Source organism: Vibrio sp. GLN_1, assembly GCF_043106015.1.
Taxonomy (GTDB): Bacteria; Pseudomonadota; Gammaproteobacteria; order Enterobacterales; family Vibrionaceae; genus Vibrio; species Vibrio parahaemolyticus.
Genome location: NZ_JBICMD010000022.1, coordinates 26,691 through 51,232, shown reverse-complemented (window position 1 = coordinate 51,232; position 24,542 = coordinate 26,691). Strand labels below are relative to the sequence as shown.

The window sequence follows — 24,542 nt, the reverse complement described above, 5'->3', positions numbered from 1 at the left end:
TTCTTCTTTGTGATTCACATCACTTCGGAAGAGGCGGCCATTCTAGCGAGATAATTTATTGTGTCAAACACTTTTTTAAAATTATTTCGTTTTTCTTTCTAGCCTTGCCAACCTTGCTGAAACCCTTGCGAGCCCTTGCCCTGTCGACGAGGTGGCATTATAGAGATCGCGCTCACATTGGCAAGTGTTATTTTGCAAAAATTGCAAAAATAATGATTAAACGACGACTTTTCGCCCAAAGCTTTATTTATCCAACTTTACCCAAAACTATCAAACAACTTATCCACAGAGTTATCCTAAAATGTGTATTTTTAATCCCATTATGTATGCCTATAAATAAAGAAAGCTGCGTGATCGCAGCTTTCTTATATAGATAGATATATCTTTAACTAGATACCTGAACCATCTTGTTCATTACCATCATCTTCATGAAGTCCACATTCACGCTTTAAACCAAAGAAGCGAGTTTCTTCCTCTGACATTCCTGGCTCCCATTTACGTGTCGTATGTGTATCCCCAACAGACAAGTAACCTTCTTCCCAAAGTGGATGATAGGTAAGACCATGTTGCTCGAGGTAGTAGTGAACATCTTTATTAGTCCAATCGATTACGGGCAGAAACTTAAACACGCCATTTTGAATCGACAGTATCGGTAAACCCGCTCGTGATTTACTTTGCTCTCTACGTAAACCTGAAAACCATGTTCCAACATTAAGTTCTTTCAATGCACGACGCATTGGCTCGACTTTATTTATTTTGTTGTACTTCTCGATCCCCTCAACGCCCTGCTCCCATAATTTGCCATAACGTGCTTCTTGCCATTGAGCACTTTGCTCCGCTCGATAAACTTTTAGATTAAGGTTGAGTTTTTCTGTCAACTCATCAATAAAGCGATACGTTTCTGCAAACAGATATCCGGTATCCGTAAGAATAATTGGGATGTCAGGTTTTTCTTGAGTCACAAGATGAAGCATGACAGCGGCTTGGATACCAAAGCTTGAGGATACCGCAAACTCTCCATCCAGATTTTCCAAAGCCCACTTTACTCGCTCTTGTGCCGACAGCTGTTCAAGTTCGACATTGATTTGTGCAAGACGGAGTATTTGCTCCGTCTTTGTTAATGTCAGTAACTCCGCCAGCTCCGGTTTGGAAGCCACAGAATCAAGCATAGAAGTCCCTCTTTGATACGAACACTTCTTGAATGATGCCTGCACGAATGGTGAAATCGCCAAAGGCTTCGCCTTCCTCACGCTCTTTCGACCATCGAGCCACCAGCAGATCAATCTCTTCTAGGATTTGTTTATCCGTGATGTTCTCTTTATACATTTTAGGTACACGTGTACCAGCACGATTCCCCCCCAAATGTAAGTTGTAACGACCCGGCGCTTTACCTACCAGACCAATTTCAGCCAACATCGCACGGCCACAACCATTTGGGCACCCCGTCACGCGCAGAATGATATTGTCATTTTCTGGCAATCCGTGTTTTTCCAGAATGCCTTCAACATCCGTGACAAACTGAGGGAGGAAGCGTTCAGCTTCTGCCATCGCTAGAGGACAAGTTGGGAATGCCACGCACGCCATTGAGTTTTTACGTTGCTCGCTGACGTTGTCATCCATTAAGCCATGTTCACGAGCGATCTTTTCAATCTTCGCTTTTTCGCTTTTAGGTACACCCGCAACAATTAGGTTTTGGTTGGCGGTCATACGGAAGTCGCCTTTGTGGATCTTCGCGATTTCAGCGACGCCCGTTTTCAGCGGCTTCCCCGGATAATCCAGCAATCGACCATTCTCGATAAATAACGCCAAGTGGAATTTACCATCGATACCTTCTACCCAACCAATACGGTCACCACGTTCAGTGAACTCATACGGGCGGCTAGCTTCAAACTGAATGCCCGCACGTTTTTCTACTTCTGCTTTAAAGACATCTGTACCGACGCGGTCGAGTGTGTATTTGGTTTTGGCGTTTTTACGGTTTGAACGGTTACCCCAGTCACGCTGAGTTGTTACAACCGCAGCCGCGACATCTAAGGTTTTTTCTAGAGGAATGAAACCAAAGTCATCAGCTCGACGTGGGTAAGTCGACGTATCGCCATGTGTCATCGCCAAACCACCACCCACTAGCACATTAAAGCCAACCAATTTGCCGTTATCGGCAATCGCAACGAAGTTCAAATCGTTCGCGTGGACATCCACATCATTTTGTGGAGGAATGACTACGGTTGTTTTGAACTTACGTGGTAAGTAAGTTTTGCCCAGAATCGGCTCATCTTCTTCGGTCGATTCGACTTTCTCTCCGTCTAACCAAATTTCAGCATACGCGCGAGTTTTAGGTAGAAGGTGTTCACTGATCTTCTTCGCCCACTCGTAAGCTTCTTGATGCAATTCAGACTCTACCGGGTTCGTGGTACACAGTACGTTACGGTTAACATCTCCTGCTGTCGCGATTGAATCAATACCGATGCTGTTTAGCGTTTGGTGCATCAACTTGATGTTTGGTTTTAGTACGCCATGGAACTGAAACGTTTGACGCGTCGTCAGGCGAATACTTCCATATAACGAGTGTTCTGTAGCAAACTTGTCGATCGCCAGCCATTGTGTTGGCGTAATAATACCGCCAGGCATACGAGCACGAAGCATCACGTTATGAAGAGGCTCAAGCTTTTGCTTGGTACGCTCGTTACGGATATCGCGATCGTCTTGCTGATACATACCGTGGAAACGAATAAGCTGGAAGTTATCCGCTGTAAAGCCGCCAGTGATTCGGTCTTGCAAATCTTCGGCGATGGTTCCACGTAATAGATTGCTTTGTTTTTTTAGGCGTTCGTTATCAGATAGTGGCCCTAGCTCTTCGCCTAATACAATCTGCTTGTTATTTTCAGTAGAAAAAGTCATTAGTACACATCCCTCTGATAACGTTTCGCTTTACGTAAATCATTAATAAATTGTTCTGCATCGTCACGTGGCATCTTGCCTTCTTGCTCCGCAACAATGACCAATGCGTCATGTACGTCTTTCGCCATACGAGTCGCATCACCACATACATAGATGTAAGCGCCATCTTGAATCCACTGCCATACTTGCGCGGCGTTTTCTAAAATGCGGTGCTGTACATAAACCTTTTCTACTTGGTCACGACTGAAAGCAACATCTAAGCGGCTTAACACTCCCGACTTAAGGTATTTTTGCCATTCCACTTGGTACAAGAAATCTTGTGTGAACGTGCGATCACCAAAGAACAACCAGTTTTTACCTTCAGCATCGCGGTTTTCACGCTCTTGAATAAAGCTGCGGAATGGCGCAATACCAGTGCCCGGCCCAACCATAATGATCGGTGTATTATCATTTTCTGGCAGTTTAAAGTTATTGTTGTGCTCGACAAATACTTTTACGTCACCGCCTTCTTCTAGACGTTGAGCTAAGAAGCTCGATGCGCCACCGTAACGTTTTTCATCGTTGTGGTCATATTCAACCAACCCGACGGTAAGGTGTACTTCTTCATCCACCTCAGCTTGGCTAGAAGCAATAGAGTAAAGACGAGGCGTCAAACGGCGCAATAAACCAACCAACTCATCCGCGGTCAGTTTGGTTTTCTTCTCTGCGAATACATCAACAATTTGAGTGTTGGCTGAGTACTCACGAAGCTTGTCTTTATCTTCCACCAGCTTTTGTAGTTTCTTGCTGCCAGATAACTCGGCAAACTTAGCCACTAGCTGTGGGTTAGATGTCGTGATCTCGAACTTACTCACTAAAGCACTGTGAATAGATAAGCTTTCGCCATCAACGTCAACTGTTTCAACACCAGACAAACCAACTTTGCCTAGAATTTGATTGGCAAGCTCAGAGCTGTTTTCGTACCACACACCCAAAGCATCACCTGGTTGGTATGTCAGACCCGAACCATCTAGATCGATTTCGATATGGCGAACATCTTTACCCGAGTCTCGACCCGTGATCTTTTGGCTGGTGAGTAACGTCGCTGTGTATGGATTTTGTTTGTTGTACTGAGAATGTGAAGCTGCCGCTTGTCCTACAGGAAGTTGAACAATTTCCGCTTCATTGCCAGAAGATAGTGTCTCTTTAACTTTACCTAGCGCATTCTTGCGCCATTCTTCCGCTGCCGCTTCGTAATCAACATCGCAGTCAATACGCTCAATAAAAGACGTCGCGCCCAGTTTTGCTAAGTAAGTGTCAAAGTCTTTACCAGTTTGGCAGAAGAACTCATAACTAGAATCACCCAATGCAATCACACCATATTGAAGGTTTGATAGCTTAGGCGCTTTCTTAGATTGTAAGAACTCGTGCAGCTCAATGGCATTGTCTGGCGCTTCACCCTCACCGTTGGTAGAAGCAACAATGATGACGTGCGTTTCTTTGGCTAAGTTTTTGCCTTTGTAGTCGCTTGCGTCAAACAGCTCTACTGCAATTCCTTCTGCTTTCGCTTCTTGTTCTAACGCTTCAGCAACACCTTTTGCGTTACCGGTTTGAGAAGCAAAAATGATGGTCAACTTACCGGCAGGCTTTGCTGATACTGCGGCAGCTGCTTGGGCGATTGGTGTTGCCGCCGCACTTGGTTGATGTTGAGCTAAACCCCAAAAGTACCCACTGACCCAAGCAAGTTGCTGCGAAGACAACTCAGAGACAGTTTGTTGGAGTGAATTAAATTGTTGGTCATTCAGAGGGCTTGCGATCGGAGGGTTTCCGCCTTGCCCATTATTATCTTCAGACACATTCTTGTGAGAATACTCATTCTTTTGAAAAGACATTATCACGACATCCCTATTCATTGCGTGACGATAGAGTACCCACTCTCCTTAATAACAAGAAAGAATAGAAGTGAATGTTTTATAACTTTTTGGAAGTAAGAACGGCTTACTTTTTGCTCAGCGATCTTCGATGCGGACTTGTTGAAAGCCCACCGCCATGGCTGATTTTGAGGCGGCATCTAAATCTTCATACAAACATTCTTCACCGTGACTGTCGGTCAGAAACACGAAACCACCTCGCGCATGCCTAAACTCAACAACCCATCCACCTTCTTGGATTGCTGGTTCAATAATGGCTTCAACAAGCTGGTTTTCACGAAATAGATGTCTTAGTTCATTTATTGTCATCGCTATCCCTGCTCTAACTTTCCCATTGCTCCTAAATAAGCATGGTCTACCTGAACAAAATAGGGAGAGAAATTCGAATAGATATAATGAAGTGGTATAAAAAAACGCCACTTATATCGTGGCGTTTTTAAAACTGAAGAAAGGAATCGAATTAAAATGAGTATTCCGCGCTAACAAAGAAGCCATTTGCGAAGATAAACTCTTTACCTAAGCTTGAAAGAAACACTTCCGACTCTAAATCGATCACGCGGTATCCACCACGGAAAGCCAACTGAGCGTCTTGTAATGGCACATGGTATTGAATGCCAGCCATTAAGTCCGTGCTCTTGATGCCTTTGTTGTCACCAAAGTTCATCTCACCAATCACATCAAAGTTCGTATTAGGCACTTGGATCTCTGCGTAGCCGTACCAAGCCCAGATAAGCTCATCAAACTCTTCAGTACGCTTATTTGTACCAGCATCAATGTATTTCGTATCGCTTAGATTGCTGAATGTAACACCCGCATCAAAATGCAATAGATCATGGTCTAGCACTTGGTAGTACATGGTTAAATCGAGTTTATCAAAGCCCATGTAATCGGCATCAACACTTGAGTAACGTAGACGTGCATTCGGTACGTATTTCACATCGTGCTCAATGGCAGCGTAAAAAGTACCCGTTGTACTGCTATCTCTTCTTACTTCATTAACTTTTGTATCTGCACCCCATACTTCTGCCCCCACTTTTGCGGAAAAAGAAGATTCTGCGAATGTAGGAAGAGATGCGGCTAATGATAATGCTGTTAAAGCGATGGTCGCTTTATTTGTCATGGAATGTGTACTCCGAGATAGCTGATATTCAACAATGAGGGCGTGAGGGGGAATATACCATACTCTCACGCCTCGCTATCAACTAAATCGTCTATACCCAACTATTTATAACGCGGTTGGGCAACGAAGTTTTTAAAGAACCAAATACCCAATGCTATGACTATCAGCCATGGCAATAGTTTGAGTACCGCGCCGATCATGCCAAGTAAAAACATCACAACCAACGCAATACCTGTTGCTGCGAACACTGTCATCATCGTGATGCCTGTTACTAACAAGGTCGCGGCAAATACTAAAATAAAGATCAGCTCCAACATAATCACTTCTCCATTTGTTTTAAACGACTAGAGCAGTTTCCATACCAACTTATCTAAAACAAATTAAGGTTATGATTTTTAAATAAAAATAAAGCCAGAGGCATTTCTGCGCTCCGGCTTCGCTGTCCGTAAGTTGGTATTTTTAACCAACCACTGGTGAATTTTACACATTCAGCTCTTTTGGAATCTTCGCTAACGCATCCTGCAGCACTTCTAGGCCAGAACCTGGCTTGTGCGCATTTTCACTGATGTGACGACGCCATTGTCTAGCACCCGGCATATTTTGGAACAAACCCAACATATGACGCGTGATATGACCAAGATACGCACCTTTCGCAAGCTGCGCTTCAATGTATGGGTACATCTCTTCAACAATTTCACTGCGCTTCTTCACTGGAGCATTAGAACCAAACAGTTCTTGGTCTACCGAGGCAAGCAAGTAAGGGCTTTGGTAAGCTTCGCGACCAATCATCACACCATCTAGGTGCTGGAGGTGCACTTTTGCTTCTTCCAGAGATTTCACACCACCATTAATAGCAATAGTTAAGTGAGAAAAATCTTGCTTCAATTGGTAAGCACGTGGGTAGTCCAGCGGCGGAATCTCGCGGTTTTCTTTCGGGCTCAGACCACTTAGCCACGCTTTACGCGCGTGAATAGTGAACTGCTCACAGCCGCCTTTCTCAGAGACGATCGATACGAAGTCCGTTAGGAACTCATAAGAATCTTGATCGTCAATGCCAATACGTGTTTTAACCGTAACAGGAACATCAACCACCTCTTTCATTGCAGCGACACACTCCGCGACCAATTGCGGCTCCACCATCAGGCAAGCACCAAAGCGACCGTTTTGCACACGATCAGATGGACAACCCACATTTAGGTTGATCTCATCATAGCCACGTTCTTGCGCCAACTTGGCACACTTGGCCAAATCTTCTGGGTTTGAACCACCCAACTGAAGGGCTAACGGATGCTCCTCTTCGTTGTAAGCGAGGAAATCTCCTTTTCCATGAATGATCGCACCTGTCGTCACCATTTCAGTGTACAGCAGGGTTTCTTTGGTCATTAAGCGATGGAAGTAGCGACAATGACGATCGGTCCAATCCAACATTGGTGCTACGGAGAGCCTGCAAGAATGAGTCATGATTTAAACACCCGTTTTTATGTTGCTAAGGTCGAGCGCAGCAGTACGCTCAAAAAATAAGTCGGGTATTGTATACCCAGTGTCCAGCGGATGCGAGCGTTGTCCATCAATCAAAGAAAAGTGAACAAGGGACGATTCCGGCACGGTTATCTCGTTCTGTGATGGCTATTCCGGCTTCAGACCCTGTGCGACTTGCTTTAATTCATGATTTTCGTTCTGATAGTGGGTAAAATGAAGCATTTCTAAACGAACTTCGTATAGAAATGATTTATCATAGAGCACGTCCGATAGTTATGGTGAAAGGTTTGAACCCAACAATCATTGAACAAATTGAAAGTATCTGCGCAGAGCGTGGAGTAAGATTGACTCCGCAACGCCGACGCGTGTTTGAACTCATTTGTTCTAATCGCCGCGCCTCAAGTGCGTATGAGCTATTGGAGCAACTAAAAGAGAGTGAGCCTCAGGCCAAGCCTCCAACTGTTTATCGAGCGTTAGATTTTCTCTTAGAGCAAGGTTTTATCCACCGAGTGGAATCGACAAATAGCTTTATTACTTGTTGTTCTTTCAATACTCAACAGCACTTTTTCCAATTACTAATTTGCGATAAATGTGGTGATGTCGTTGAACTCGAAGATGAGACACTGATATCCTTGTTAGCTGAAAACGCCGAGAAGCATGGATTCAAACTGACCAACCAAGTTATTGAAACTCATGGTGAATGCCAGGCCTGTTCCTCCGAGACGAAAGAAAAAGTATAGAAGAACGTTATGCGCGCTGAATTTGTAAACCCGTTTTTAGCTTCTTTAATGAACGTGCTAAAAACCATGGCTTCTCTTGAGCTGAAGCCACAAAAACCGCGAATCAAGAAGGATGAGATCGCACGAGGTGACGTTTCTGGTTTGATTGGCATGGTTGGCCCACAAACACGTGGTTCAATGTCAATTACCTTTGATGAAGCGTTAGCGCTAGAAATCATGCAGAACATGCTTGGTGAGCGTCCAAACGGACTCAACGAAGAAGTGACCGATATGGTGGGTGAGATCACCAACATGGTTACTGGTGGTGCGAAGCGCATTTTGGCTGAAAGCGGTTTTGATTTTGATATGGCAACACCCGTTGTGGTATCTGGCCGAGGCCATACGATTCGCCACAAGTGTGAAGGCTCAATCATCATCATGCCTTTCTCTTCCCAGTGGGGAAATGCCTTTATCGAAATCTGCTTCGAATAAAAGAGAAAAAATAGGTTGGCCAGTGCCAACCTATTTTGTTTCTGCCTCAGGCAATAAAAAGGTCAGCATTTGCTGACCTTTTCTTTTTCTTCTACTCAAACATTCACTAAGCTTTGAACGCTTTAAATGCGTTGATTAGACCGTTTGTTGAGCTGTCGTGCGAGTTGATTTGAGACGCATCTGCAAGCTCAGGTAGGATTTGGTTAGCCAGTTGTTTACCTAGCTCTACGCCCCATTGGTCAAAGCTGAAGATATTCCAGATAACACCTTGTACGAAGATTTTGTGTTCGTACATCGCAATCAAGTTACCTAGCGTACGAGGCGTGATTTGCTTCACTAGGATAGAGTTTGTTGGACGGTTACCCTCAAACACTTTGAATGGCGCAATCGCTGCCACTTCTTCAGCGTTCTTACCTGCTTTCACCAACTCTTCTTTCACCGTTTCTTCACTCTTACCAAACGCTAGTGCTTCAGTTTGCGCAAAGAAATTCGACATCAGTTTTTGGTGGTGGTCACCCGCAGGGTTGTGGCTGATTGCAGGTGCAATGAAGTCACATGGGATCAGCTTAGTGCCTTGGTGAATGAGCTGATAGAAAGCGTGCTGACCGTTGGTACCTGGTTCACCCCAAATGATTGGGCCTGTTTGGTAAGTAACAGCATTGCCTTCACGGTCAACGTATTTACCGTTTGATTCCATGTTGCCTTGCTGGAAGTACGCCGCGAAACGGTGCATGTACTGATCGTAAGGTAGAATAGCTTCTGATTCCGCACCGTGGAAGTTGTTGTACCAAATACCGATAAGCGCAAGGATCACAGGGATGTTGCTTTCTAGATCTGTTGATACAAAGTGCTTGTCCATCTCGTGAGCGCCATCAAGCAGCTCAACGAAGTTGTCGTAGCCTACCGCCAATGCGATTGATAGACCGATCGCAGACCATAGTGAGTAACGACCACCAACCCAGTCCCAGAATTCGAACATGTTCGCTGTATCGATACCGAATTCAGACACGGCTGTCGCATTCGTTGAAAGCGCAGCAAAGTGCTTAGCCACGTGAGCCTGATCGCCTGCTGACTCTAAGAACCAATCACGTGCTGTGTGCGCGTTAGTCATGGTTTCTTGCGTTGTGAACGTCTTAGACGCGATCAAGAATAACGTCGTTTCTGGGTTAACTTTCTTCAACGTTTCAACGATGTGAGTACCATCAACGTTAGATACGAAGTGAAGGTTTAGATGATTTTTGTACGGTGCTAGTGCTTCCGTCACCATGTAAGGGCCAAGGTCAGAACCACCGATACCGATGTTCACGATATCTGTAATTGCTTTACCAGTGTAACCTTTCCACTCACCGCCGATAACGCGGTCAGTGAATGATTTCATTTTTTCTAGAACCGCGTTCACTGCTGGCATTACGTCTTCGCCGTCTACCATTACTGGTGTGTTCGCGCGGTTACGTAGTGCAGTGTGAAGAACAGCGCGACCTTCTGTTTGGTTGATCGCTTCGCCACTGAACATCGCTTCAATTGCAGATTTCAGCTCAGTCTCGTTCGCAAGAGCGAACAGGTGCTTCAGAGTTTCCTCATTGATGAGGTTCTTTGAGTAATCGACTAGGATGTCTGAGCCGAAACGTGCAGAGTATTTGTCGAAACGCGCTGCGTCTTGAGCAAATAACTCTTTAAGATCCATATCTTGTGCAGATTCGAAATGCGCAGTTAGCGCTTTCCAAGCTTGTGTTTGCGTTGGATTGATATTTTTCAACATGGTCTTTATCCCGATGTTACAGTAGGTTCCATTCCTTACAGTCTAGCGAAAACTGTGGAATCCCCGATTTAGCAAATAGAATATTAATTAGATGTTTGGGCGAATTGCCACAAAACAAGTCTTTGTAATTTTTTTTCAGGCGCCAATTATGACCGAGTGCTTTTACACTCACATTGAGTTAGGTCACGTTCCCTGCCCTGAATTTGAACAATTCATTTATGGTGGCAAGAATCATATCATTTACTTATGACAGGCTCTAATTGGAATAGGATAGACGCCAATTTATAAATTTCCAAAGGAACACGTATGTGGGCACAAAAAACACTGCAATTAAAAGCGAGAAGTCGCGGTTTTCATCTAATTACTGATGAAATTGAACAACAATTACCGCAAATACACGAGCTTTCAGTAGGTTTGTTACATCTATTTATTCAGCATACCTCCGCCAGTCTGACCTTAAATGAGAATGCAGACCCAACTGTGCGCATGGACATGGAAGCGCATTTCAACAAGTTCGTGCCGGAGAGAGCTCCTTATTATCAGCACACCTATGAAGGTGATGACGACATGCCAGCACACATTAAAGCATCGCTGCTTGGCAGTAGTGTGACGATACCAATCAAAAATGGTCGATTAGCATTAGGAACATGGCAAGGTATTTACTTGGGAGAGCACCGAGACTTTGGCGGCAGCCGACGCATCATTGCAACCATCAATGGCGAGTAAGAGAGGTAAAAAAAGGCTAACCGTAAGATTAGCCTTTGTTTTTTTCATCTTGCTTAGAAGGGTTGATTAATCATCACTCGGAACGTCCCTTCGTCTGCGCCCTTGGCAACTTCAGCGCGAACCACAACACCTTCAACTTGGAAACGAACCGCGCCACCGACGCTCCATTTCATGTCTTCATGGAGTGTTTTTAAATCGTATTCGTCGGCAACTCGCCCCACCTCAACAAACGCTACCCATTGCCACCAAGGCATATCGTAGTAATTGATAATGGGAATATCGTCCAGAGGCTGCCAGTCTGGTAATACTCGATATTCGGCAGAATAGTGAATTGCAGAGCGTCCATGGTAACGACCTGCGGTATAGCCTCTCAAACGGTACAACCCACCCAAACGAACTTGTTCTTGTTCTGTCGGACGACTACAAACAACACCATCACATTGATTCCAAGTTGGTGTGTCGGCTGTATAAAAATCCAAGGCCAGCACTTGTTGATCAAACCAATCACCAAGAGGCCCCAGCGAGTAATATTGGCTATTTTGGAATTCCCACTTGAGCCACAGATCCTCTGATTGCCAACTTTCTGCGCCCGTCGTCAAATTCAAAGAGGTATGCGAGCCTCGGGTCGTGTTACGTGCGCTATCGCGGTTGTCCCAATCAAAACCCAATGTAAAACCGTAAGCTTGCTCTTTCTTATCATTGTATACATCCAACGCTCGTGATGAATAAAAAGGCGTCAGCAGGATAGAGCTAACGCCCGACGCCAAAGGCGATGCATAGCGAACGTCACGGCTGGGTAGAAACGCGCCTTTGAAACCATGATCTTTCACCGCGCCCCACGGCAACAGGTATTTGAATTCGAACTTATACTTTTGCTCATCACTGTTTGTGATCGTCTGAGATTCAAACGACGAGTTGTTATCGCCTTGATCACCTAAGTAATAGGGACTGTCATTAAAATGAGCTTGGTACATCTGAGTACTGAACAGCACATTGGGGGAGAGCGCATAATTAAATGCAGAGAGGAAACCAATATAGCTGTCTTTCTCCGAATACAGCCCCATACCAAATAGTGCAGCTTGAGGCTGACCAACCCCTTTAGCAACCCCCGCAACTCCAACGGTACTGCCCAACGTATCGGTACTGAAATAGAACGGGACAAAGGCTGAGTCTTTCTCTGAACTTAGCGCCGGAGAAGACAAAAAAATGCTGGCAGAAAGTGCCAGCATTGAGGTGATTCGTTTATTCATGGATTACTTGGTATATTCCATTTCGACGCGAGGCGTCAATTTGGTCACCAACTCATAAGCTATCGTACCAATGTGATTTGCAACCTCTTCGACAGGTAATTCTTTACCCCAAAGAATCGCTTCGTCACTGACCTTATCTGTGGCATCAGGACCTAAGTCTACCGTCAGCATATCCATTGATACTCGACCTGCAATCGGTACTGTACGCCCATTAACCCACACCGGTGTACCATTGGGTGCACTTCTTGGGTAGCCATCGCCATAGCCCACTGCGATAACACCGACTTTTGTGTCGCGTTCACTTGTCCAGATACCACCGTACCCCACGCTTTCACCTTTCTTGACTTCACGAACCGCAATAAGATGAGACTTCAACGTCATCACTGGCTGGTAACCCAAATCTTGGGCCGTCTTGTCGCTAAATGGTGATACGCCGTACATAATAATGCCCGGACGAACCCACTCTAATTGGCTTTGAGGCCATGCTAATAAACCCGCAGATGCCGCTAGCGAGCGCTCGCCCTGACAGCCCGAGGTTAATGACATAAACAGCTCAATTTGTTGCGGCGTGATGCTGCTATCAAGCTCATCCGCACAACCAAAATGGCTCATGTATCGCAATGGTTTCGCCACATTCGGGCACGTTTTTAAGCGAGAAATGAATTCATCATACTGCTCAGGGCGAACACCTAAGCGATGCATACCACTGTCGATCTTCAACCAAACGACCACTGGCGTTTCTAAATCCGCCTGCTCCAACGCGATAAGTTGCTCTTCACAGTGCACCACGGTTTGGATGTTGTTCGTCACTAACACAGGCAGATCGCCCGGCGAATAAAAACCTTCGAGTAAGAGAATTGGCTTTACCACGCCACAAGCGCGCAGTTGCAACGCTTCTTCAATGCGAGCCACACCAAAGGCATCGGCATGGTTAGCATGTTTCGCCACATGACGTAGACCATGGCCATAACCGTTGGCTTTCACTACCGCCATCACTTTACTTTCTGGTGCTTGCGCTTTCACACGCTGCAAGTTGTGCTGCAACGCAGACAAGTCAATGCATGCTTTTGCGGCTTTCATGTAGCTCATAGCATTACTCATCATCAATATCGAATGCTGGACCCGCGTAATTATCAAAGCGCGAGTGTTGTCCTTGGAATGTTAAACGCACCGAGCCAATAGGACCGTTACGTTGTTTACCGATAATTATTTCCGCCGTGCCTTTGTATGGGCTATCTGGGTGATAGACCTCATCACGGTAGATGAACATGATCAAGTCGGCATCCTGCTCGATGGAACCCGATTCACGCAAGTCCGAGTTAACAGGTCGTTTATCCGCTCGTTGTTCTAGGGAACGGTTTAGCTGCGATAGTGCAACGACAGGCACGTTCAACTCTTTCGCCAGTGCTTTAAGCGAGCGAGAAATCTCGGCAATCTCAAGAGTACGGTTATCGGTTAGCGACGGTACGCGCATCAACTGAAGGTAGTCGACCATGATCATTGACAGACCTCCGTGCTCACGAGCAACACGACGGGCACGTGAACGCACTTCGGTTGGCGTTAAGCCTGAACTGTCATCGATGTACATATTTTTCTTCTGCATCAGGATACCCATGGTAGAAGAAATTCGAGCCCAGTCTTCATCATCCAACTGACCTGTACGAATCTTGGTTTGATCTACGCGAGACAAGGATGCCAACATACGCATCATCAACTGTTCCGCCGGCATCTCTAGCGAGAAGATCAAAACGGGTTTGTCTTGCTGCATTGCCGCGTTTTCACACAAGTTCATCGCAAAGGTGGTTTTACCCATCGATGGACGCGCTGCCACGATAACTAAGTCAGAACCTTGGAGACCCGCGGTCTTTTTGTTGAGGTCAGTAAAACCAGTATCGACACCTGTCACGCCATCCTGCGGCGTTTTGTACAGCAGTTCGATACGTTCTAGCGTCTTTTCTAGGATGTTGTCGACGTTTTGTGGACCTTCGTTTTCACTGGTGCGAGACTCGGCGATAGCAAAAACTTTACTCTCCGCCATGTCTATCAAATCTTCAGAACTGCGACCTTGAGGATCGTAACCCGCGTCCGCAATTTCGTTCGCAACACCAATCAAACCACGGACGATCGCACGTTCAGCCACGATATCTGCGTAGGCATTAATGTTGGCAGCACTGGGCGTGTTTTTCGCTAAGTCAGCAAGGTAAGCAAAACCACCCACATCTTCTAGTTGCTCGTGTCGCTCTAGGTGCTCAGACAGAGTGATAAGGTCAAGCGGTTTGCCCGACTCAAGAATGGTTTTCACACCTTCAAAAATAAGACGGTGCGGACGGCTATAGAAATCACTGGCGACAACTCGCTCAGCAACGGTATCCCAACGTTCATTGTCCAGTAAGAGACCACCAATCACTGATTGCTCTGCTTCTAGTGAGTGAGGTGGCACTTTGATTGCGTCGACCTGACTATCTGAAGGTTTGCGATTTCTGTTTTCCGCCATGACTTTGCTCGATAACTACTAATGACCCACGATTATAACCTTAAAGTTAACTAAGATGCTTCCCCGAAGCGACAATTACTTGTTAAGAAATCAACATGCCGATAGCTAGCCTAAACGTTTTAAATTCACCCCTCTCATCAAAACATAGAACCCTTAGATAAAACGATTGAAGCGGAAGATTTGATGCAGGTGTCGCCTTAGCAATAAGTGGGAATTCCATTCAGCTCTAATAAAATTTAACCTACCATTGACCCAACAAAATATCTGTATCAGTATCATGCCCCTCCTTTTTAATTACGTTCGAGGTTGATGTGTCCCGATACTGGTTACTTGGCTTGAGCTTACTGTGCACGACTGCATCGTACGCTGAAGAATCAGTACAGCCAGAGCAAAATATTGATGTGCCCAACCCTCTACAAACTGAGGTAGAGTTTGGCTATCAAGCTCACACAGGTAACACGGACTCTCGTTCCCTGAATGCTCGTTTGAGTGCTGAATATACGTCTGGCAGGCACCGTTCAAACGGTGAATGGAAGTACTACAACCTGTACAAAGACGGCGAAGAAGACAAACGTTCATCGACATATTCTGTTCAAAGTGACTACAAGTTAGGACCAAAAACCTACTTGTATGGAAGCTTTAAAGGCGTTGATTCGCGCTATAGCGCCTATTTCAAAGATTACACCTTATCAGGCGGTCTGGGTTATCAGTTTTCCTACACCGAAAACTTTATCTTAGAAGCTGAGATTGGCCCTGGTTTTCGTTATCAGGAGCCGAACTTGGATGAGATTGATGATGACGATATCGTCTTCCCTAACATCGTTCGTGAAGGCATTTTCCGTGGCAACCTCAATACCACGTGGCACGCTCTGGATAACTTGAGCTTTGCCGCTGATATCACGCTTGTTACGGGTAAAAGTAATACGCGAGTGGATAGCGAACTCAGTGTCACTAATGACATTACCGAAGACATTGCCCTGAAACTGGCTCACTCGCGTCAATACCACGATAAAGTGCCAGAGGGATTAAGCAAAGCCGACAGTGTGTTCTCCGTCAATCTGCTTTTCGCGTTTTAATCTCCAATTTTTATCACTCAATTTCAGACCAAAAAAAAGCACCTCCGAAGAGGTGCTTTTTAGTATTTCGTCTTGATACTGAATTACTCAGCAGCAACAACCTGTACTTTCGCAGTAGCGAAAACTTCAGAGTGAAGTTGAACGCTGATCTCGAACTCACCAGTTGTACGTAGAGCACCTTCAGGAAGGCGAACTTCGCTCTTAGCAACTTCAACGCCTGCAGCTGTGATAGCTTCAGCGATGTCACGAGTACCGATTGAACCGAATAGTTTGCCTTCGTCACCAGCTTTAGAAGCGATAACAACTGCTTCTAGAGCGTTAACTTTCTCAGCGCGAGCTTCTGCAGCAGCTAGTTGCTCAGCAACTTTAGCTTCTAGTTCAGCACGACGTGCTTCGAACATTTCAACGTTGCCTTTAGTAGCCATAACTGCTTTACCCTGAGGGATAAGGAAGTTACGAGCGTAGCCAGATTTAACGTTTACTGTATCGCCAAGACCACCTAGGTTACCGATTTTATCAAGTAGAATAACTTGCATTGCTTAATCCTCTTTCTTAATAAACGGAACCGATTACTGATGCTTGTCAGTGTACGGTAGTAGAGCTAGGTAGCGTGAACGCTTGATAGCACGTGCTAGTTGACGCTGGTACTTAGCGCTTGTACCAGTGATACGGCTAGGTACGATTTTACCAGCTTCAGTGATGTAGTTTTTAAGAGTTGCTACGTCTTTGTAATCAATCTCTTGTACGCCTTCTGCAGTGAAACGGCAGAATTTACGACGACGGAAGAAACGAGCCATGGGCTATCTCCTGATCTTAAATTTGAGTAATATTGTCGGCATGTAACACTAATTTCCCAACGCCATTTCGGCCGGTCTGATAAGCGACAAAACCACTTACCTTAATGTTACTGCCTTGTACTAAATTCTGAGTAATTGTTTGTGACCTAAGCCCGCTGACGACTACCGGCATACGACAATAAACTTGTCTCGGTAAATCAGCTTCGATAACAGTAGAGCGATGCTCTAACCAAAACCGACAGTGTTCAATGCCACCAGGGCTTTTACTACGAATGGGCGGTTTGGCAATGGTGCCGCTCAGCTCCATTCGGTTGGTCATAACAAAACTTACTCAGCAGCTTCTGATTTAGCTTCAGGCTTAGCTTCAGAACGCTCTTCACGACGTGGAGCACGCTCTTCTTTTTGCTTAAGCATGATAGATTGCTCAGTGATCGCTGCTTTAGTACGCATGATCATGTTACGTAGAACTGCATCGTTGAAACGGAAAGCAGTTTCTAGCTCATCGATTACAGCTTGGTCAGCTTCAACGTTCATTAGAACGTAGTGAGCTTTGTGAAGCTTGTTGATTGGGTAAGCCAGTTGACGGCGGCCCCAGTCTTCTAGACGGTGGATTTTACCGCCAGCTTCAGTGATAGAACCAGTGTAACGCTCGATCATGCCAGCAACTTGCTCGCTTTGATCTGGGTGCACCATGAATACGATTTCGTAATGACGCATGGGTTGCTCCTTACGGATTATTCAGCTTCCACAAATGGCTCAGTCGTCCAGAGGAAGCAAGGAACTAAAGAAAATTGACTGAGTTTAAGGAGCACGAATAGTACAGAAAGGCCGCTAAATAGGCAAGTGATTATTTGCGCAGCGCGCGGGATATTTTTGTTTGGCTCGTGCCAGAAACGACAAAGGCTGCCAGCAAAGTGGCAGCCTTTAAAATCAGAGCGTTATAACGCTTATTTTTAGCACTTATTCTACTTGAGCAAGCTCAGTGCGCATTTGGTCGATCACTTGTTTGTAATCTGGCTGACTAAAAATCGCAGAACCCGCCACAAACATGTCCGCACCTGCTTCAGCAATTTCACGAATGTTGTCGACTTTCACACCACCATCAATTTCCAGACGGATATCGCGACCAGACTCATCGATCATCTTACGAACAGCGCGAAGTTTATCTAGCGTGTGAGGAATGAATGACTGGCCACCAAAGCCTGGGTTTACCGACATCAGTAGAATCAGGTCAACTTTGTCCATGATGAACTCAAGATGCGCAAGCGGTGTTGCTGGGTTTAATACCACACCCGCTTTACAGCCGTGTTCTTTGATAAGCTGAAGAGTACGGTCTACGTGATCAGAGGCCTCAACGTGGAAAGTGATCATTGATGCGCCAGCTTTTGCAAAATCAGGGATGATGCGATCTACCGGTTTCACCATTAGATGAACGTCGATTGGCGCAGTGATACCGTAATCGCGTAGCGCTTTACACACAGGAGCACCAAAAGTCAGGTTTGGTACATAGTGGTTATCCATAACATCGAAATGCACCACATCTGCACCCGCTGCGAGAACTTTTTCTACGTCTTCACCTAGACGTGCAAAATCAGCCGATAAAATGGATGGAGCAATAAGAAAATCTTTCATACCTGACCTCAGTAGTGACGAGCAAAACAGCAAACCAATTTGCGCGCAATTCTACCGAAGCCAGTGGGGAGATCCACTATTTAGAGAAAATAGTGTCAGAACTATGAAGCAGCGCTATCTGATTCCGGCGCTTTGAACAAGGCGAGCAGTTCGTCAACTTTGTTACGACCACTACCGTTTCGGCTAATGGTGCGTTTCACTTTCACCACACTTAAATCCGCACCGTGGTAAAGGCGGCGCGTTAATGTTGTGTCGTGGTTTGAAATCAACACCGGAATCCCACGCTCGGTAGCCGTTCTTTCTGCCATGTCGGCTAATGCCGCTTGGTCGTCCAACGTGAAACCATTACCTGCGTATGAAGTGAAGTTTGCCGTGTTTGAAAGTGGCGCATAAGGTGGATCGCAATACACAACGCTGCCCTTGCGCGCACGACGAAATGTTTCAGGATAACCTTCGCACACAAACGTGGCTTTTTTGGCTTTCTCAGCAAAAAACTCCAATTCCGCCTCTGGGAAATAAGGTTTTTTGTAAGAGCCAAACGGCACGTTGAAGCCACCTTTTTTGTTGTAGCGGCATAAACCATTAAAACCAAAGCGGTTCATGTAAAGGAACGCAAGTGAGCGATACATTACGTCATCGGTTTTATTAAACTCAGCACGAATGCTTAAGTACGCTTCTTTGCGATTGTTTTCGGCGACAAACCAGCGCTTCGCTTCTGAGATATATTCCTCAGGACGCTCTTTCAGCAGGTTGTAGAGATTAATCAGGTCGGGATTGATGTCTGCCAACAGATAGTGGTCATAGTCGGTATTAAGAAAAACCGAGCCAGCACCAACAAAAGGTTCAACCAGCTTTCGAGCCGGTGGCAAATGACGTTGGATGTCTTCAACCAGTCCGTATTTTCCTCCTGCCCATTTAAGAAAGGCTCGCTGCTTTTTCATCTACTGCTCTATCTATCGACCAAAAATTAAGGCTGCGGAATGTAACATATTTTTCAGCGAAGCTCAGGATTATTTCACGCGATCAATTTCTCGATGAACTTGGCCTAGCGATTTTGCCCATGGGCTCACCGACTTAAGTGAATCTGGCAGCTTCTCTACCGCGTCTCGAGCCATTTGAATTGTCGGATAATCTTGGTAAGTCACGATGTACCATTCCGTTCCACTGCGAACCGTCGGATAAATGCGTACCTTGTTATTCAGCTGATGCTCATCAAGAAAAGCTTGCACATCTTCCATTGATGTCATGGCTGCTAACTGCAAGGTGTACGCTCTTGGAGATAACGCTTTTAACTCTTCACGTGAAAACGAGAATTTGACGATAGGTTTACTTGAGGTCGTCTCTGTTTTCGCAACCTCTTCTGATGCGGCATCGCTTGGCTTCACCACTTTAATCAAAGAAGAGTTTGTCTCTGACTGGGTTTTCGCTTGAGGTTCAGCCCCTTCTACTAACGCTTTAATATTGTCTGTGTTCGCTTGCTCAGGCTTACCTTCTAACAGAGCATCAACCACGTCAGATTCAATCACTACACGCTGCTGGGTGTCATCATTTCCGACGCTTGCTACTTCTTCTGTCACCGTTGGTGGCAATGAGTTGGAATCGTCAGTCGCATCTGATAAATCGCCGTCATTTGGCAAGTCGTCAGTCACTGAGGTTAAATTAGATTCTGATGGCGAAAGAGTCGGCTCAGTGAGTGTCGGAATGGCAGTTTGCTCGATGCTTCCCGTGATCTGCTGCGCTTTGTCATCTGGGCTTGGCTGATTAAACATCCACCAATAACCACCAGCGGCCAGCAACAGTAGCACCAAAACCACTAATGCGATGTTGAGTGGCGATCCGACAATTGAACGGATAATGATCCTTTTTTCCACTTTCATCTCTCCTAATGCCATGATGTCACCCGGAATCGGGTCGACTTTCTTAAATGCATCTCGAACACGTTTCTCCGCATCGTCATCGACGTACCTAACCACTAGTGATTCGAAGAAACGACGCGCTTCCACTTCGGATAGCATATCGATATCAAGTTCAACTGGCTTAAGTTCTTGCCCATAACTCAATCGAGACAAGACCGACTCCAAACGCCCAGACTGAGTAAAAAGCAACACGTTGATCGTCCAGTTCGGCTTTTCATGCGCCTCTAAGACTAACGTCCATAACTCCGAAACGAGCGTTTCACTAAGTAAATGAGCGTCATCAATAACAATCGCAATATCGCAAGGCTCACCTTCGAGAATACGCTCTAGACTGTCGAGTAAAGGCTCTTGTTGATTAAACAATGCATCGGAAACCAGCTGACTCAAGATGAGGACGCGACGCTGCACGTCATCTTGGGTCGCATGGCAAAGTAACAAACATTGATTTTTGTTACTCGCACCCAGCTCAAGGTATCGTTGCGCCAGCCAAGATTTTCCATACCCATCAGGGCCATTGATCGCAATAAGGTTGGATCCAAAGTTAGTCAACAACTCCAATCTATCCAATAACTCGGTTTGAGAATCTAATTCCAGAACGTGAGCAAAACTCATCTAATAACCTTCTTAAACAACAAGAATGACGCCAGATGGCGTCATTACAAGGTTAAATACTGCGACCGAAATCAATAGCCTGCTGAATCACTTCTTGTGAAGTATCGGCTATCACTTCCGCACTGCCAATTCCGGTTGGTAGAACTAAGCGCAATTGACCTGACAGCACTTTTTTATCACGCATCATATGCTTGATAAAGTCATCAAAACTCATGCTGTCGGGTGTATGGACTGGCAATTTCGCTCTGCGCAACAATGCCACAATACGCTCAAACTGCTCTTCAGAAATCAGTCCACGCAGAAGTGACGTTTTGGCCGCCATCACCGTACCAGAAGACACCGCCTCACCATGTAACCAATTGCCGTAGCCTAATTCAGCTTCTATCGCATGACCGAAAGTGTGACCCAAATTGAGCAACGCTCGAATTCCAGACTCTTTTTCGTCTTGTGCAACCACTTCAGCTTTAATTTGGCAGCAACGTGCAATGGCATAGGTAAGCGCGTCTTCATCCAACGTGTATAAACGGTCTAAATTTTCTTCCAGCCAATCAAAGAATGCACCATCATAAATAATGCCGTATTTGATCACTTCAGCTATACCAGCAGCAAATTCACGCTCAGGTAGCGTCGATAAACAGTTGGTATCGATGATCACCGCTTTCGGTTGGTAAAATGCGCCAATCATGTTTTTACCTAGCGGATGATTGACTGCTGTTTTGCCGCCAACGGAAGAATCCACTTGGGACAACAACGTCGTTGGAATTTGGATAAAGTCCACACCTCGCTGATAACAGGCTGAAGCAAAACCGACGAGATCTCCGATTACACCACCACCGAGGGCGATAATGACCACATCACGAGCATAACTTCCCTCTAGCAGGAAATTCATGACTTGGTTAAACACATCCAGGTTTTTGTACTGCTCGCCATCAGGCAACTCAAGTAACGAAGCATCACAACCAAGTTGTTTTAGTTGATGAAGGATTTTATCGGCATACAAAGGTGCCACTGTGACATTACTGATCACAACGACTTTTTGATTGGTATTTTTGTTTGAGAGAACTTGAGAAAGGTACGCCGGGTCCTCAAACAACCCGGCGCCTATAGAGATTGGGTAGCTACGCTCTGCTAGATTGACCGTAATCCGTTCCATCGGTGTGCTCCAATTAAAAGAAGATAAGTACTTATCTCTCTTCTAGCATTTTTACGATCTGGTTGGCTACCACTTTTGCACTTTGATCGTCAGTGCGAACAGTGTAATCCGCTACTTCTTCGTATAACGGGTTACGTTCTTCAGCTAATTGCTCCAATACTTCACGAGGGTTGTCCGTTTGAAGTAGAGGACGCTTCTTGTCACGGTTAGTACGTGCAAGTTGCTTTTCAATTGTCGTTTCTAGGTAAACAACTACACCGCGAGCAGAAAGACGGTTACGGTTCTCTTTGCTTTTCACAGAGCCGCCGCCAGTTGCCAGCACGATGCCTTGTTCTTGAGTCAGATCTTCAAGTACCGCTTCTTCACGCTTACGGAAGCCTTCTTCACCTTCTACATCAAAAACCCAAGAGATGTCTGCACCAGTGCGTTCTTCAATCACTGTATCGGAGTCAACAAACTCCATATGCAGTTGCTGTGCTAGATGTCTACCAATTGTACTTTTGCCGGCGCCCATTGGGCCAACAAGGAAAATATTACGTTTCTCAGCCATGTTTAGCAGTAATTTACAACATTGATTCAATAAGATCGCCACAAGAAAACACAGCTAAACCGCTGTTCTACAAGGCTTGTGGCACCAGTTCCTCACAGATAATTCGTGATAAGACCCGAAATTATCCAAGCATGGTGCCACTAATGCAACTTTATTTTTGATCTAATCGCCTATTTACTTGATAGCCACTACTGAATAACGACCTTAGGCGTAACGAAAATTAGCAACTCACTTTTGCCAACGTTTTCGTAACTTCGGCGGAAAAGTGCGCCTAATAGCGGAAGATCGCCCAACAATGGCACTTTATCCACTGAGTTAGTAATGCTGTGCTGAAAAATACCACCGAGCACAACCGTCTCACCATTATTCACCAGAACTTGGGTGCCAATGCGCTGCGTATCAATTGCCATTGCCTCTCCTGTGCCCGTTTTCACTACCTTACCAGGTCGGTCTTGGGTCACACTCAGATCCAACACTAAACGATTGTCAGGTGTGATCTGCGGTGTCACCTTCAAGCTCAACACCGCTTTTTTAAAGGTCACTGACGTTGCACCACTCGATGAAGATTCTAGATAAGGAATTTCGGTACCTTGTTCAATGTACGCGGGCTTCTTATTGGTCGTGATCAATCGTGGGCTCGAAATGATTTCTGCTTTTGATTCTTGCTGCAATGCAGACAGCTCTAAGTCCAATAATGTATCAGAACCTAACTTTGCCACTTGAAACGCAATGCTCGCCGCATTCGGGTTGGTCGCGGCTAAATTCACATTAAGGAAATCATCGATACCAACACCATCACCCCCCTCTTCACCTTCGCCATCACCACCACCTTCGTACAAACCGATTGTCGCTAGGTTGTTCTCAATAGAGCCACCAACGGTGTTGTTACCATTAATAGAAGTGAAGCCCCAACGAATACCTAACTCGTCCATGTTACCTTCACTGATGGTCACAATTCGGGCTTCAATTTGTACTTGTTTGACTGGGATATCGAGCGATTCAATGATTTCGCGAATAACGGCGATGTTCTCTGGCAATTCTCTGATTAATAGCGAATTGGTTCGCTCATCAATGGTCATACTGCCACGCTCTGACAACATGCTAATGTTGCCTTCACCATTGATCATCTCTGCAATATCCGAAGCTTTAGCAAAATTGACTTTGATGATTTCTGATGAAAGTTCCCCCATTTCTTCCGTCAGCTTTTGTTTTTCTAACTGCTGCTTCTCGCGCAAATCCAGCTCATCGGTCGGGGCGACCAAAATCACGTTGCCATCAACACGCTTATCTAACCCTTTCACTTGCAAGATGATGTCGAGCACTTGCTGCCACGGCACACCATCAAGACGCAGTGTAAGGTTGCCTTCGACAGAATCCGAAACCACCAAGTTAAACTGGTTGTAATCTGCAATCAGCTGCAAAACGTTACGCACAGGAATATCTTGGAAGTTAATCGAGATCAGCTTGCCTTCTTTTTCTAAGATGCTCTTGTCTGGCACTTTTTCATTTGGTTTAAGCTTGCTGACAGTGATTTCAAGATAACGCCCCGTCAAACGATAGTCATGCGTGTATTCTTCATCGATATACGCAACTAATCGTGTGGTGGAGGTATCGCGGAACACTTCCACACTTTCCACCACCGTCGCGAAATCTTTCACGTCGAGAAGGTAAAGCTGTTCGTCTTTTACCGACGTGTTCATTAAATCAATGCTTAATCCTTCTTGAACACGTTTAACATCAACAATAGCCGCCGGGGATGCAAGCTCCACCACAATCACGGCATCTTTGCTTTTGTTAGTGCGAAAGTCGATGCTCTTGAGCGCATTAGACTGTACATCTTCTGCTGCTGCTAAAGGGGCTAGAAGTAAAAACAACCATAAGGAGAAGAGCCCAGTAAGCATCCTTGGTGTACGTGTTAATCCTTGTCTCATTTTCATTACTCAATATCAAAAATAAATG

The 24,542-nt window shown here is 45.5% G+C and carries 25 protein-coding genes; 4 read left to right on the top strand and 21 right to left on the bottom strand.

The window, feature by feature from the left end; translation table 11 throughout:
* Positions 1-389: 389 nt before the first annotated feature.
* From ACF8OV_RS11685 to dusA, 7 genes are all read right to left on the bottom strand, one after another.
* Positions 390-1,169, bottom strand: a complete 780-nt coding sequence (locus tag ACF8OV_RS11685) for a phosphoadenylyl-sulfate reductase (protein WP_021449750.1) — start codon at positions 1,167-1,169, stop codon at positions 390-392.
* Positions 1,162-2,898 (bottom strand): assimilatory sulfite reductase (NADPH) hemoprotein subunit, encoded by a 1,737-nt coding sequence (gene cysI / locus ACF8OV_RS11680; protein ID WP_015297344.1) that lies wholly within the window; start codon positions 2,896-2,898, stop codon positions 1,162-1,164. The genes ACF8OV_RS11685 and cysI overlap by 8 nt, the downstream gene beginning before the upstream one ends.
* A complete protein-coding gene (locus ACF8OV_RS11675) occupies positions 2,898-4,769 on the bottom strand; it encodes an assimilatory sulfite reductase (NADPH) flavoprotein subunit (protein WP_203505228.1) in 1,872 nt (623 codons plus the stop codon). Before ACF8OV_RS11675 ends, cysI begins: the two co-directional genes overlap by 1 nt.
* Before the next feature lie 117 nt (positions 4,770-4,886).
* Entirely contained in the window at positions 4,887-5,117 is a 231-nt protein-coding gene (locus ACF8OV_RS11670) for a hypothetical protein (protein WP_005455817.1), read from the bottom strand.
* Between the two features lie 151 nt (positions 5,118-5,268).
* Positions 5,269-5,928 carry a TIGR04219 family outer membrane beta-barrel protein gene (locus ACF8OV_RS11665; protein ID WP_005455819.1) on the bottom strand — a complete coding sequence of 220 codons (660 nt, stop codon included), beginning with the start codon at positions 5,926-5,928 and terminating at the stop codon, positions 5,269-5,271.
* A 101-nt stretch (positions 5,929-6,029) separates the two neighbouring features.
* The gene (gene pspG / locus ACF8OV_RS11660; protein WP_005496590.1) at positions 6,030-6,245 is read right to left on the bottom strand and encodes an envelope stress response protein PspG; all 216 of its coding nucleotides are present in this window, start codon (positions 6,243-6,245) and stop codon (positions 6,030-6,032) included.
* Between the two features lie 163 nt (positions 6,246-6,408).
* Entirely contained in the window at positions 6,409-7,389 is a 981-nt protein-coding gene (gene dusA / locus ACF8OV_RS11655; RefSeq protein WP_203505230.1) for a tRNA dihydrouridine(20/20a) synthase DusA, read from the bottom strand.
* A gap of 293 nt (positions 7,390-7,682) precedes the next feature.
* Between dusA and zur the strand changes: the two genes are divergently transcribed.
* Together zur and ACF8OV_RS11645 are read left to right on the top strand one after the other, a co-directional pair.
* Positions 7,683-8,147: a zinc uptake transcriptional repressor Zur gene (gene zur, locus ACF8OV_RS11650; protein ID WP_005381268.1), complete on the top strand. Its 465-nt coding sequence runs from the start codon at positions 7,683-7,685 to the stop codon at positions 8,145-8,147.
* A 9-nt stretch (positions 8,148-8,156) separates the two neighbouring features.
* Entirely contained in the window at positions 8,157-8,618 is a 462-nt protein-coding gene (locus ACF8OV_RS11645; RefSeq protein WP_005381269.1) for a chemotaxis protein CheX, read from the top strand.
* Between the two features lie 106 nt (positions 8,619-8,724).
* Here ACF8OV_RS11645 and pgi read toward each other — a convergent pair whose 3' ends face one another.
* On the bottom strand, positions 8,725-10,377 hold the full coding sequence (pgi, locus tag ACF8OV_RS11640) for a glucose-6-phosphate isomerase (protein WP_029784682.1): 1,653 nt from the start codon (positions 10,375-10,377) through the stop codon (positions 8,725-8,727).
* Between the two features lie 306 nt (positions 10,378-10,683).
* Here pgi and ACF8OV_RS11635 point away from each other — a divergent pair, with 306 nt between their 5' ends.
* Positions 10,684-11,103, top strand: coding sequence for a secondary thiamine-phosphate synthase enzyme YjbQ (locus tag ACF8OV_RS11635; RefSeq protein ID WP_023622890.1), 420 nt, complete (start codon positions 10,684-10,686; stop codon positions 11,101-11,103).
* 53 nt (positions 11,104-11,156) lie between these two features.
* Here ACF8OV_RS11635 and ACF8OV_RS11630 read toward each other — a convergent pair whose 3' ends face one another.
* Genes ACF8OV_RS11630 through ACF8OV_RS11620 form a run of 3 tightly spaced genes read right to left on the bottom strand, consistent with a single transcriptional unit; the run spans position 11,157 to position 14,847 of the window.
* Positions 11,157-12,353 (bottom strand): BamA/TamA family outer membrane protein, encoded by a 1,197-nt coding sequence (locus ACF8OV_RS11630; RefSeq protein ID WP_029795351.1) that lies wholly within the window; start codon positions 12,351-12,353, stop codon positions 11,157-11,159.
* A 3-nt stretch (positions 12,354-12,356) separates the two neighbouring features.
* On the bottom strand, positions 12,357-13,433 hold the full coding sequence (gene alr / locus ACF8OV_RS11625) for an alanine racemase (RefSeq protein WP_005496583.1): 1,077 nt from the start codon (positions 13,431-13,433) through the stop codon (positions 12,357-12,359).
* A 13-nt stretch (positions 13,434-13,446) separates the two neighbouring features.
* Positions 13,447-14,847: a replicative DNA helicase gene (locus tag ACF8OV_RS11620; RefSeq protein ID WP_005455859.1), complete on the bottom strand. Its 1,401-nt coding sequence runs from the start codon at positions 14,845-14,847 to the stop codon at positions 13,447-13,449.
* A gap of 311 nt (positions 14,848-15,158) precedes the next feature.
* Here ACF8OV_RS11620 and ACF8OV_RS11615 point away from each other — a divergent pair, with 311 nt between their 5' ends.
* On the top strand, positions 15,159-15,923 hold the full coding sequence (locus tag ACF8OV_RS11615) for a DUF481 domain-containing protein (protein ID WP_005455861.1): 765 nt from the start codon (positions 15,159-15,161) through the stop codon (positions 15,921-15,923).
* 83 nt (positions 15,924-16,006) lie between these two features.
* On the opposite strand, the gene rplI is transcribed toward ACF8OV_RS11615, so the two are convergent.
* From rplI to ACF8OV_RS11565, 10 genes are all read right to left on the bottom strand, one after another.
* Positions 16,007-16,459 (bottom strand): 50S ribosomal protein L9, encoded by a 453-nt coding sequence (gene rplI, locus ACF8OV_RS11610; RefSeq protein WP_005480442.1) that lies wholly within the window; start codon positions 16,457-16,459, stop codon positions 16,007-16,009.
* 33 nt (positions 16,460-16,492) lie between these two features.
* Positions 16,493-16,720 (bottom strand): 30S ribosomal protein S18, encoded by a 228-nt coding sequence (gene rpsR / locus ACF8OV_RS11605; protein ID WP_000090472.1) that lies wholly within the window; start codon positions 16,718-16,720, stop codon positions 16,493-16,495.
* 16 nt (positions 16,721-16,736) lie between these two features.
* Entirely contained in the window at positions 16,737-17,039 is a 303-nt protein-coding gene (gene priB, locus ACF8OV_RS11600; protein ID WP_203505232.1) for a primosomal replication protein N, read from the bottom strand.
* Positions 17,040-17,047: 8 nt separating this feature from the next.
* On the bottom strand, positions 17,048-17,437 hold the full coding sequence (gene rpsF, locus ACF8OV_RS11595; protein WP_005381299.1) for a 30S ribosomal protein S6: 390 nt from the start codon (positions 17,435-17,437) through the stop codon (positions 17,048-17,050).
* 243 nt (positions 17,438-17,680) lie between these two features.
* The gene (gene rpe / locus ACF8OV_RS11590) at positions 17,681-18,352 is read right to left on the bottom strand and encodes a ribulose-phosphate 3-epimerase (protein ID WP_005496581.1); all 672 of its coding nucleotides are present in this window, start codon (positions 18,350-18,352) and stop codon (positions 17,681-17,683) included.
* A 101-nt stretch (positions 18,353-18,453) separates the two neighbouring features.
* Positions 18,454-19,293 carry a Dam family site-specific DNA-(adenine-N6)-methyltransferase gene (locus ACF8OV_RS11585; RefSeq protein WP_005486862.1) on the bottom strand — a complete coding sequence of 280 codons (840 nt, stop codon included), beginning with the start codon at positions 19,291-19,293 and terminating at the stop codon, positions 18,454-18,456.
* Positions 19,294-19,362: 69 nt separating this feature from the next.
* The gene (locus ACF8OV_RS11580; RefSeq protein ID WP_025532850.1) at positions 19,363-20,880 is read right to left on the bottom strand and encodes an SPOR domain-containing protein; all 1,518 of its coding nucleotides are present in this window, start codon (positions 20,878-20,880) and stop codon (positions 19,363-19,365) included.
* 52 nt (positions 20,881-20,932) lie between these two features.
* Positions 20,933-22,033: a 3-dehydroquinate synthase gene (gene aroB / locus ACF8OV_RS11575; RefSeq protein ID WP_023622897.1), complete on the bottom strand. Its 1,101-nt coding sequence runs from the start codon at positions 22,031-22,033 to the stop codon at positions 20,933-20,935.
* 31 nt (positions 22,034-22,064) lie between these two features.
* Complete coding sequence (gene aroK / locus ACF8OV_RS11570; RefSeq protein ID WP_005381319.1) at positions 22,065-22,583, bottom strand: shikimate kinase AroK; 519 nt, start codon at positions 22,581-22,583, stop codon at positions 22,065-22,067.
* A gap of 188 nt (positions 22,584-22,771) precedes the next feature.
* Entirely contained in the window at positions 22,772-24,520 is a 1,749-nt protein-coding gene (locus ACF8OV_RS11565) for a type IV pilus secretin PilQ (protein ID WP_005488227.1), read from the bottom strand.
* Positions 24,521-24,542: the final 22 nt, after the last annotated feature.

Bases quoted from the DNA above. Each gene is read 5' to 3' on its own strand.
- ACF8OV_RS11685 (WP_021449750.1), bottom strand. From the start codon at position 1,169: ATGCTTGATTCTGTGGCTTCCAAACCGGAGCTGGCGGAGTTACTGACA.
- cysI (WP_015297344.1), bottom strand. From the start codon at position 2,898: ATGACTTTTTCTACTGAAAATAACAAGCAGATTGTATTAGGCGAAGAG.
- ACF8OV_RS11675 (WP_203505228.1), bottom strand. From the start codon at position 4,769: ATGTCTTTTCAAAAGAATGAGTATTCTCACAAGAATGTGTCTGAAGAT.
- ACF8OV_RS11670 (WP_005455817.1), bottom strand. From the start codon at position 5,117: ATGACAATAAATGAACTAAGACATCTATTTCGTGAAAACCAGCTTGTT.
- ACF8OV_RS11665 (WP_005455819.1), bottom strand. From the start codon at position 5,928: ATGACAAATAAAGCGACCATCGCTTTAACAGCATTATCATTAGCCGCA.
- pspG (WP_005496590.1), bottom strand. From the start codon at position 6,245: ATGTTGGAGCTGATCTTTATTTTAGTATTTGCCGCGACCTTGTTAGTA.
- dusA (WP_203505230.1), bottom strand. From the start codon at position 7,389: ATGACTCATTCTTGCAGGCTCTCCGTAGCACCAATGTTGGATTGGACC.
- zur (WP_005381268.1), top strand. From the start codon at position 7,683: ATGGTGAAAGGTTTGAACCCAACAATCATTGAACAAATTGAAAGTATC.
- ACF8OV_RS11645 (WP_005381269.1), top strand. From the start codon at position 8,157: ATGCGCGCTGAATTTGTAAACCCGTTTTTAGCTTCTTTAATGAACGTG.
- pgi (WP_029784682.1), bottom strand. From the start codon at position 10,377: ATGTTGAAAAATATCAATCCAACGCAAACACAAGCTTGGAAAGCGCTA.
- ACF8OV_RS11635 (WP_023622890.1), top strand. From the start codon at position 10,684: ATGTGGGCACAAAAAACACTGCAATTAAAAGCGAGAAGTCGCGGTTTT.
- ACF8OV_RS11630 (WP_029795351.1), bottom strand. From the start codon at position 12,353: ATGAATAAACGAATCACCTCAATGCTGGCACTTTCTGCCAGCATTTTT.
- alr (WP_005496583.1), bottom strand. From the start codon at position 13,433: ATGAAAGCCGCAAAAGCATGCATTGACTTGTCTGCGTTGCAGCACAAC.
- ACF8OV_RS11620 (WP_005455859.1), bottom strand. From the start codon at position 14,847: ATGGCGGAAAACAGAAATCGCAAACCTTCAGATAGTCAGGTCGACGCA.
- rplI (WP_005480442.1), bottom strand. From the start codon at position 16,459: ATGCAAGTTATTCTACTTGATAAAATCGGTAACCTAGGTGGTCTTGGC.
- rpsR (WP_000090472.1), bottom strand. From the start codon at position 16,720: ATGGCTCGTTTCTTCCGTCGTCGTAAATTCTGCCGTTTCACTGCAGAA.
- priB (WP_203505232.1), bottom strand. From the start codon at position 17,039: ATGACCAACCGAATGGAGCTGAGCGGCACCATTGCCAAACCGCCCATT.
- rpsF (WP_005381299.1), bottom strand. From the start codon at position 17,437: ATGCGTCATTACGAAATCGTATTCATGGTGCACCCAGATCAAAGCGAG.
- rpe (WP_005496581.1), bottom strand. From the start codon at position 18,352: ATGAAAGATTTTCTTATTGCTCCATCCATTTTATCGGCTGATTTTGCA.
- ACF8OV_RS11585 (WP_005486862.1), bottom strand. From the start codon at position 19,293: ATGAAAAAGCAGCGAGCCTTTCTTAAATGGGCAGGAGGAAAATACGGA.
- ACF8OV_RS11580 (WP_025532850.1), bottom strand. From the start codon at position 20,880: ATGAGTTTTGCTCACGTTCTGGAATTAGATTCTCAAACCGAGTTATTG.
- aroB (WP_023622897.1), bottom strand. From the start codon at position 22,033: ATGGAACGGATTACGGTCAATCTAGCAGAGCGTAGCTACCCAATCTCT.
- aroK (WP_005381319.1), bottom strand. From the start codon at position 22,583: ATGGCTGAGAAACGTAATATTTTCCTTGTTGGCCCAATGGGCGCCGGC.
- ACF8OV_RS11565 (WP_005488227.1), bottom strand. From the start codon at position 24,520: ATGAAAATGAGACAAGGATTAACACGTACACCAAGGATGCTTACTGGG.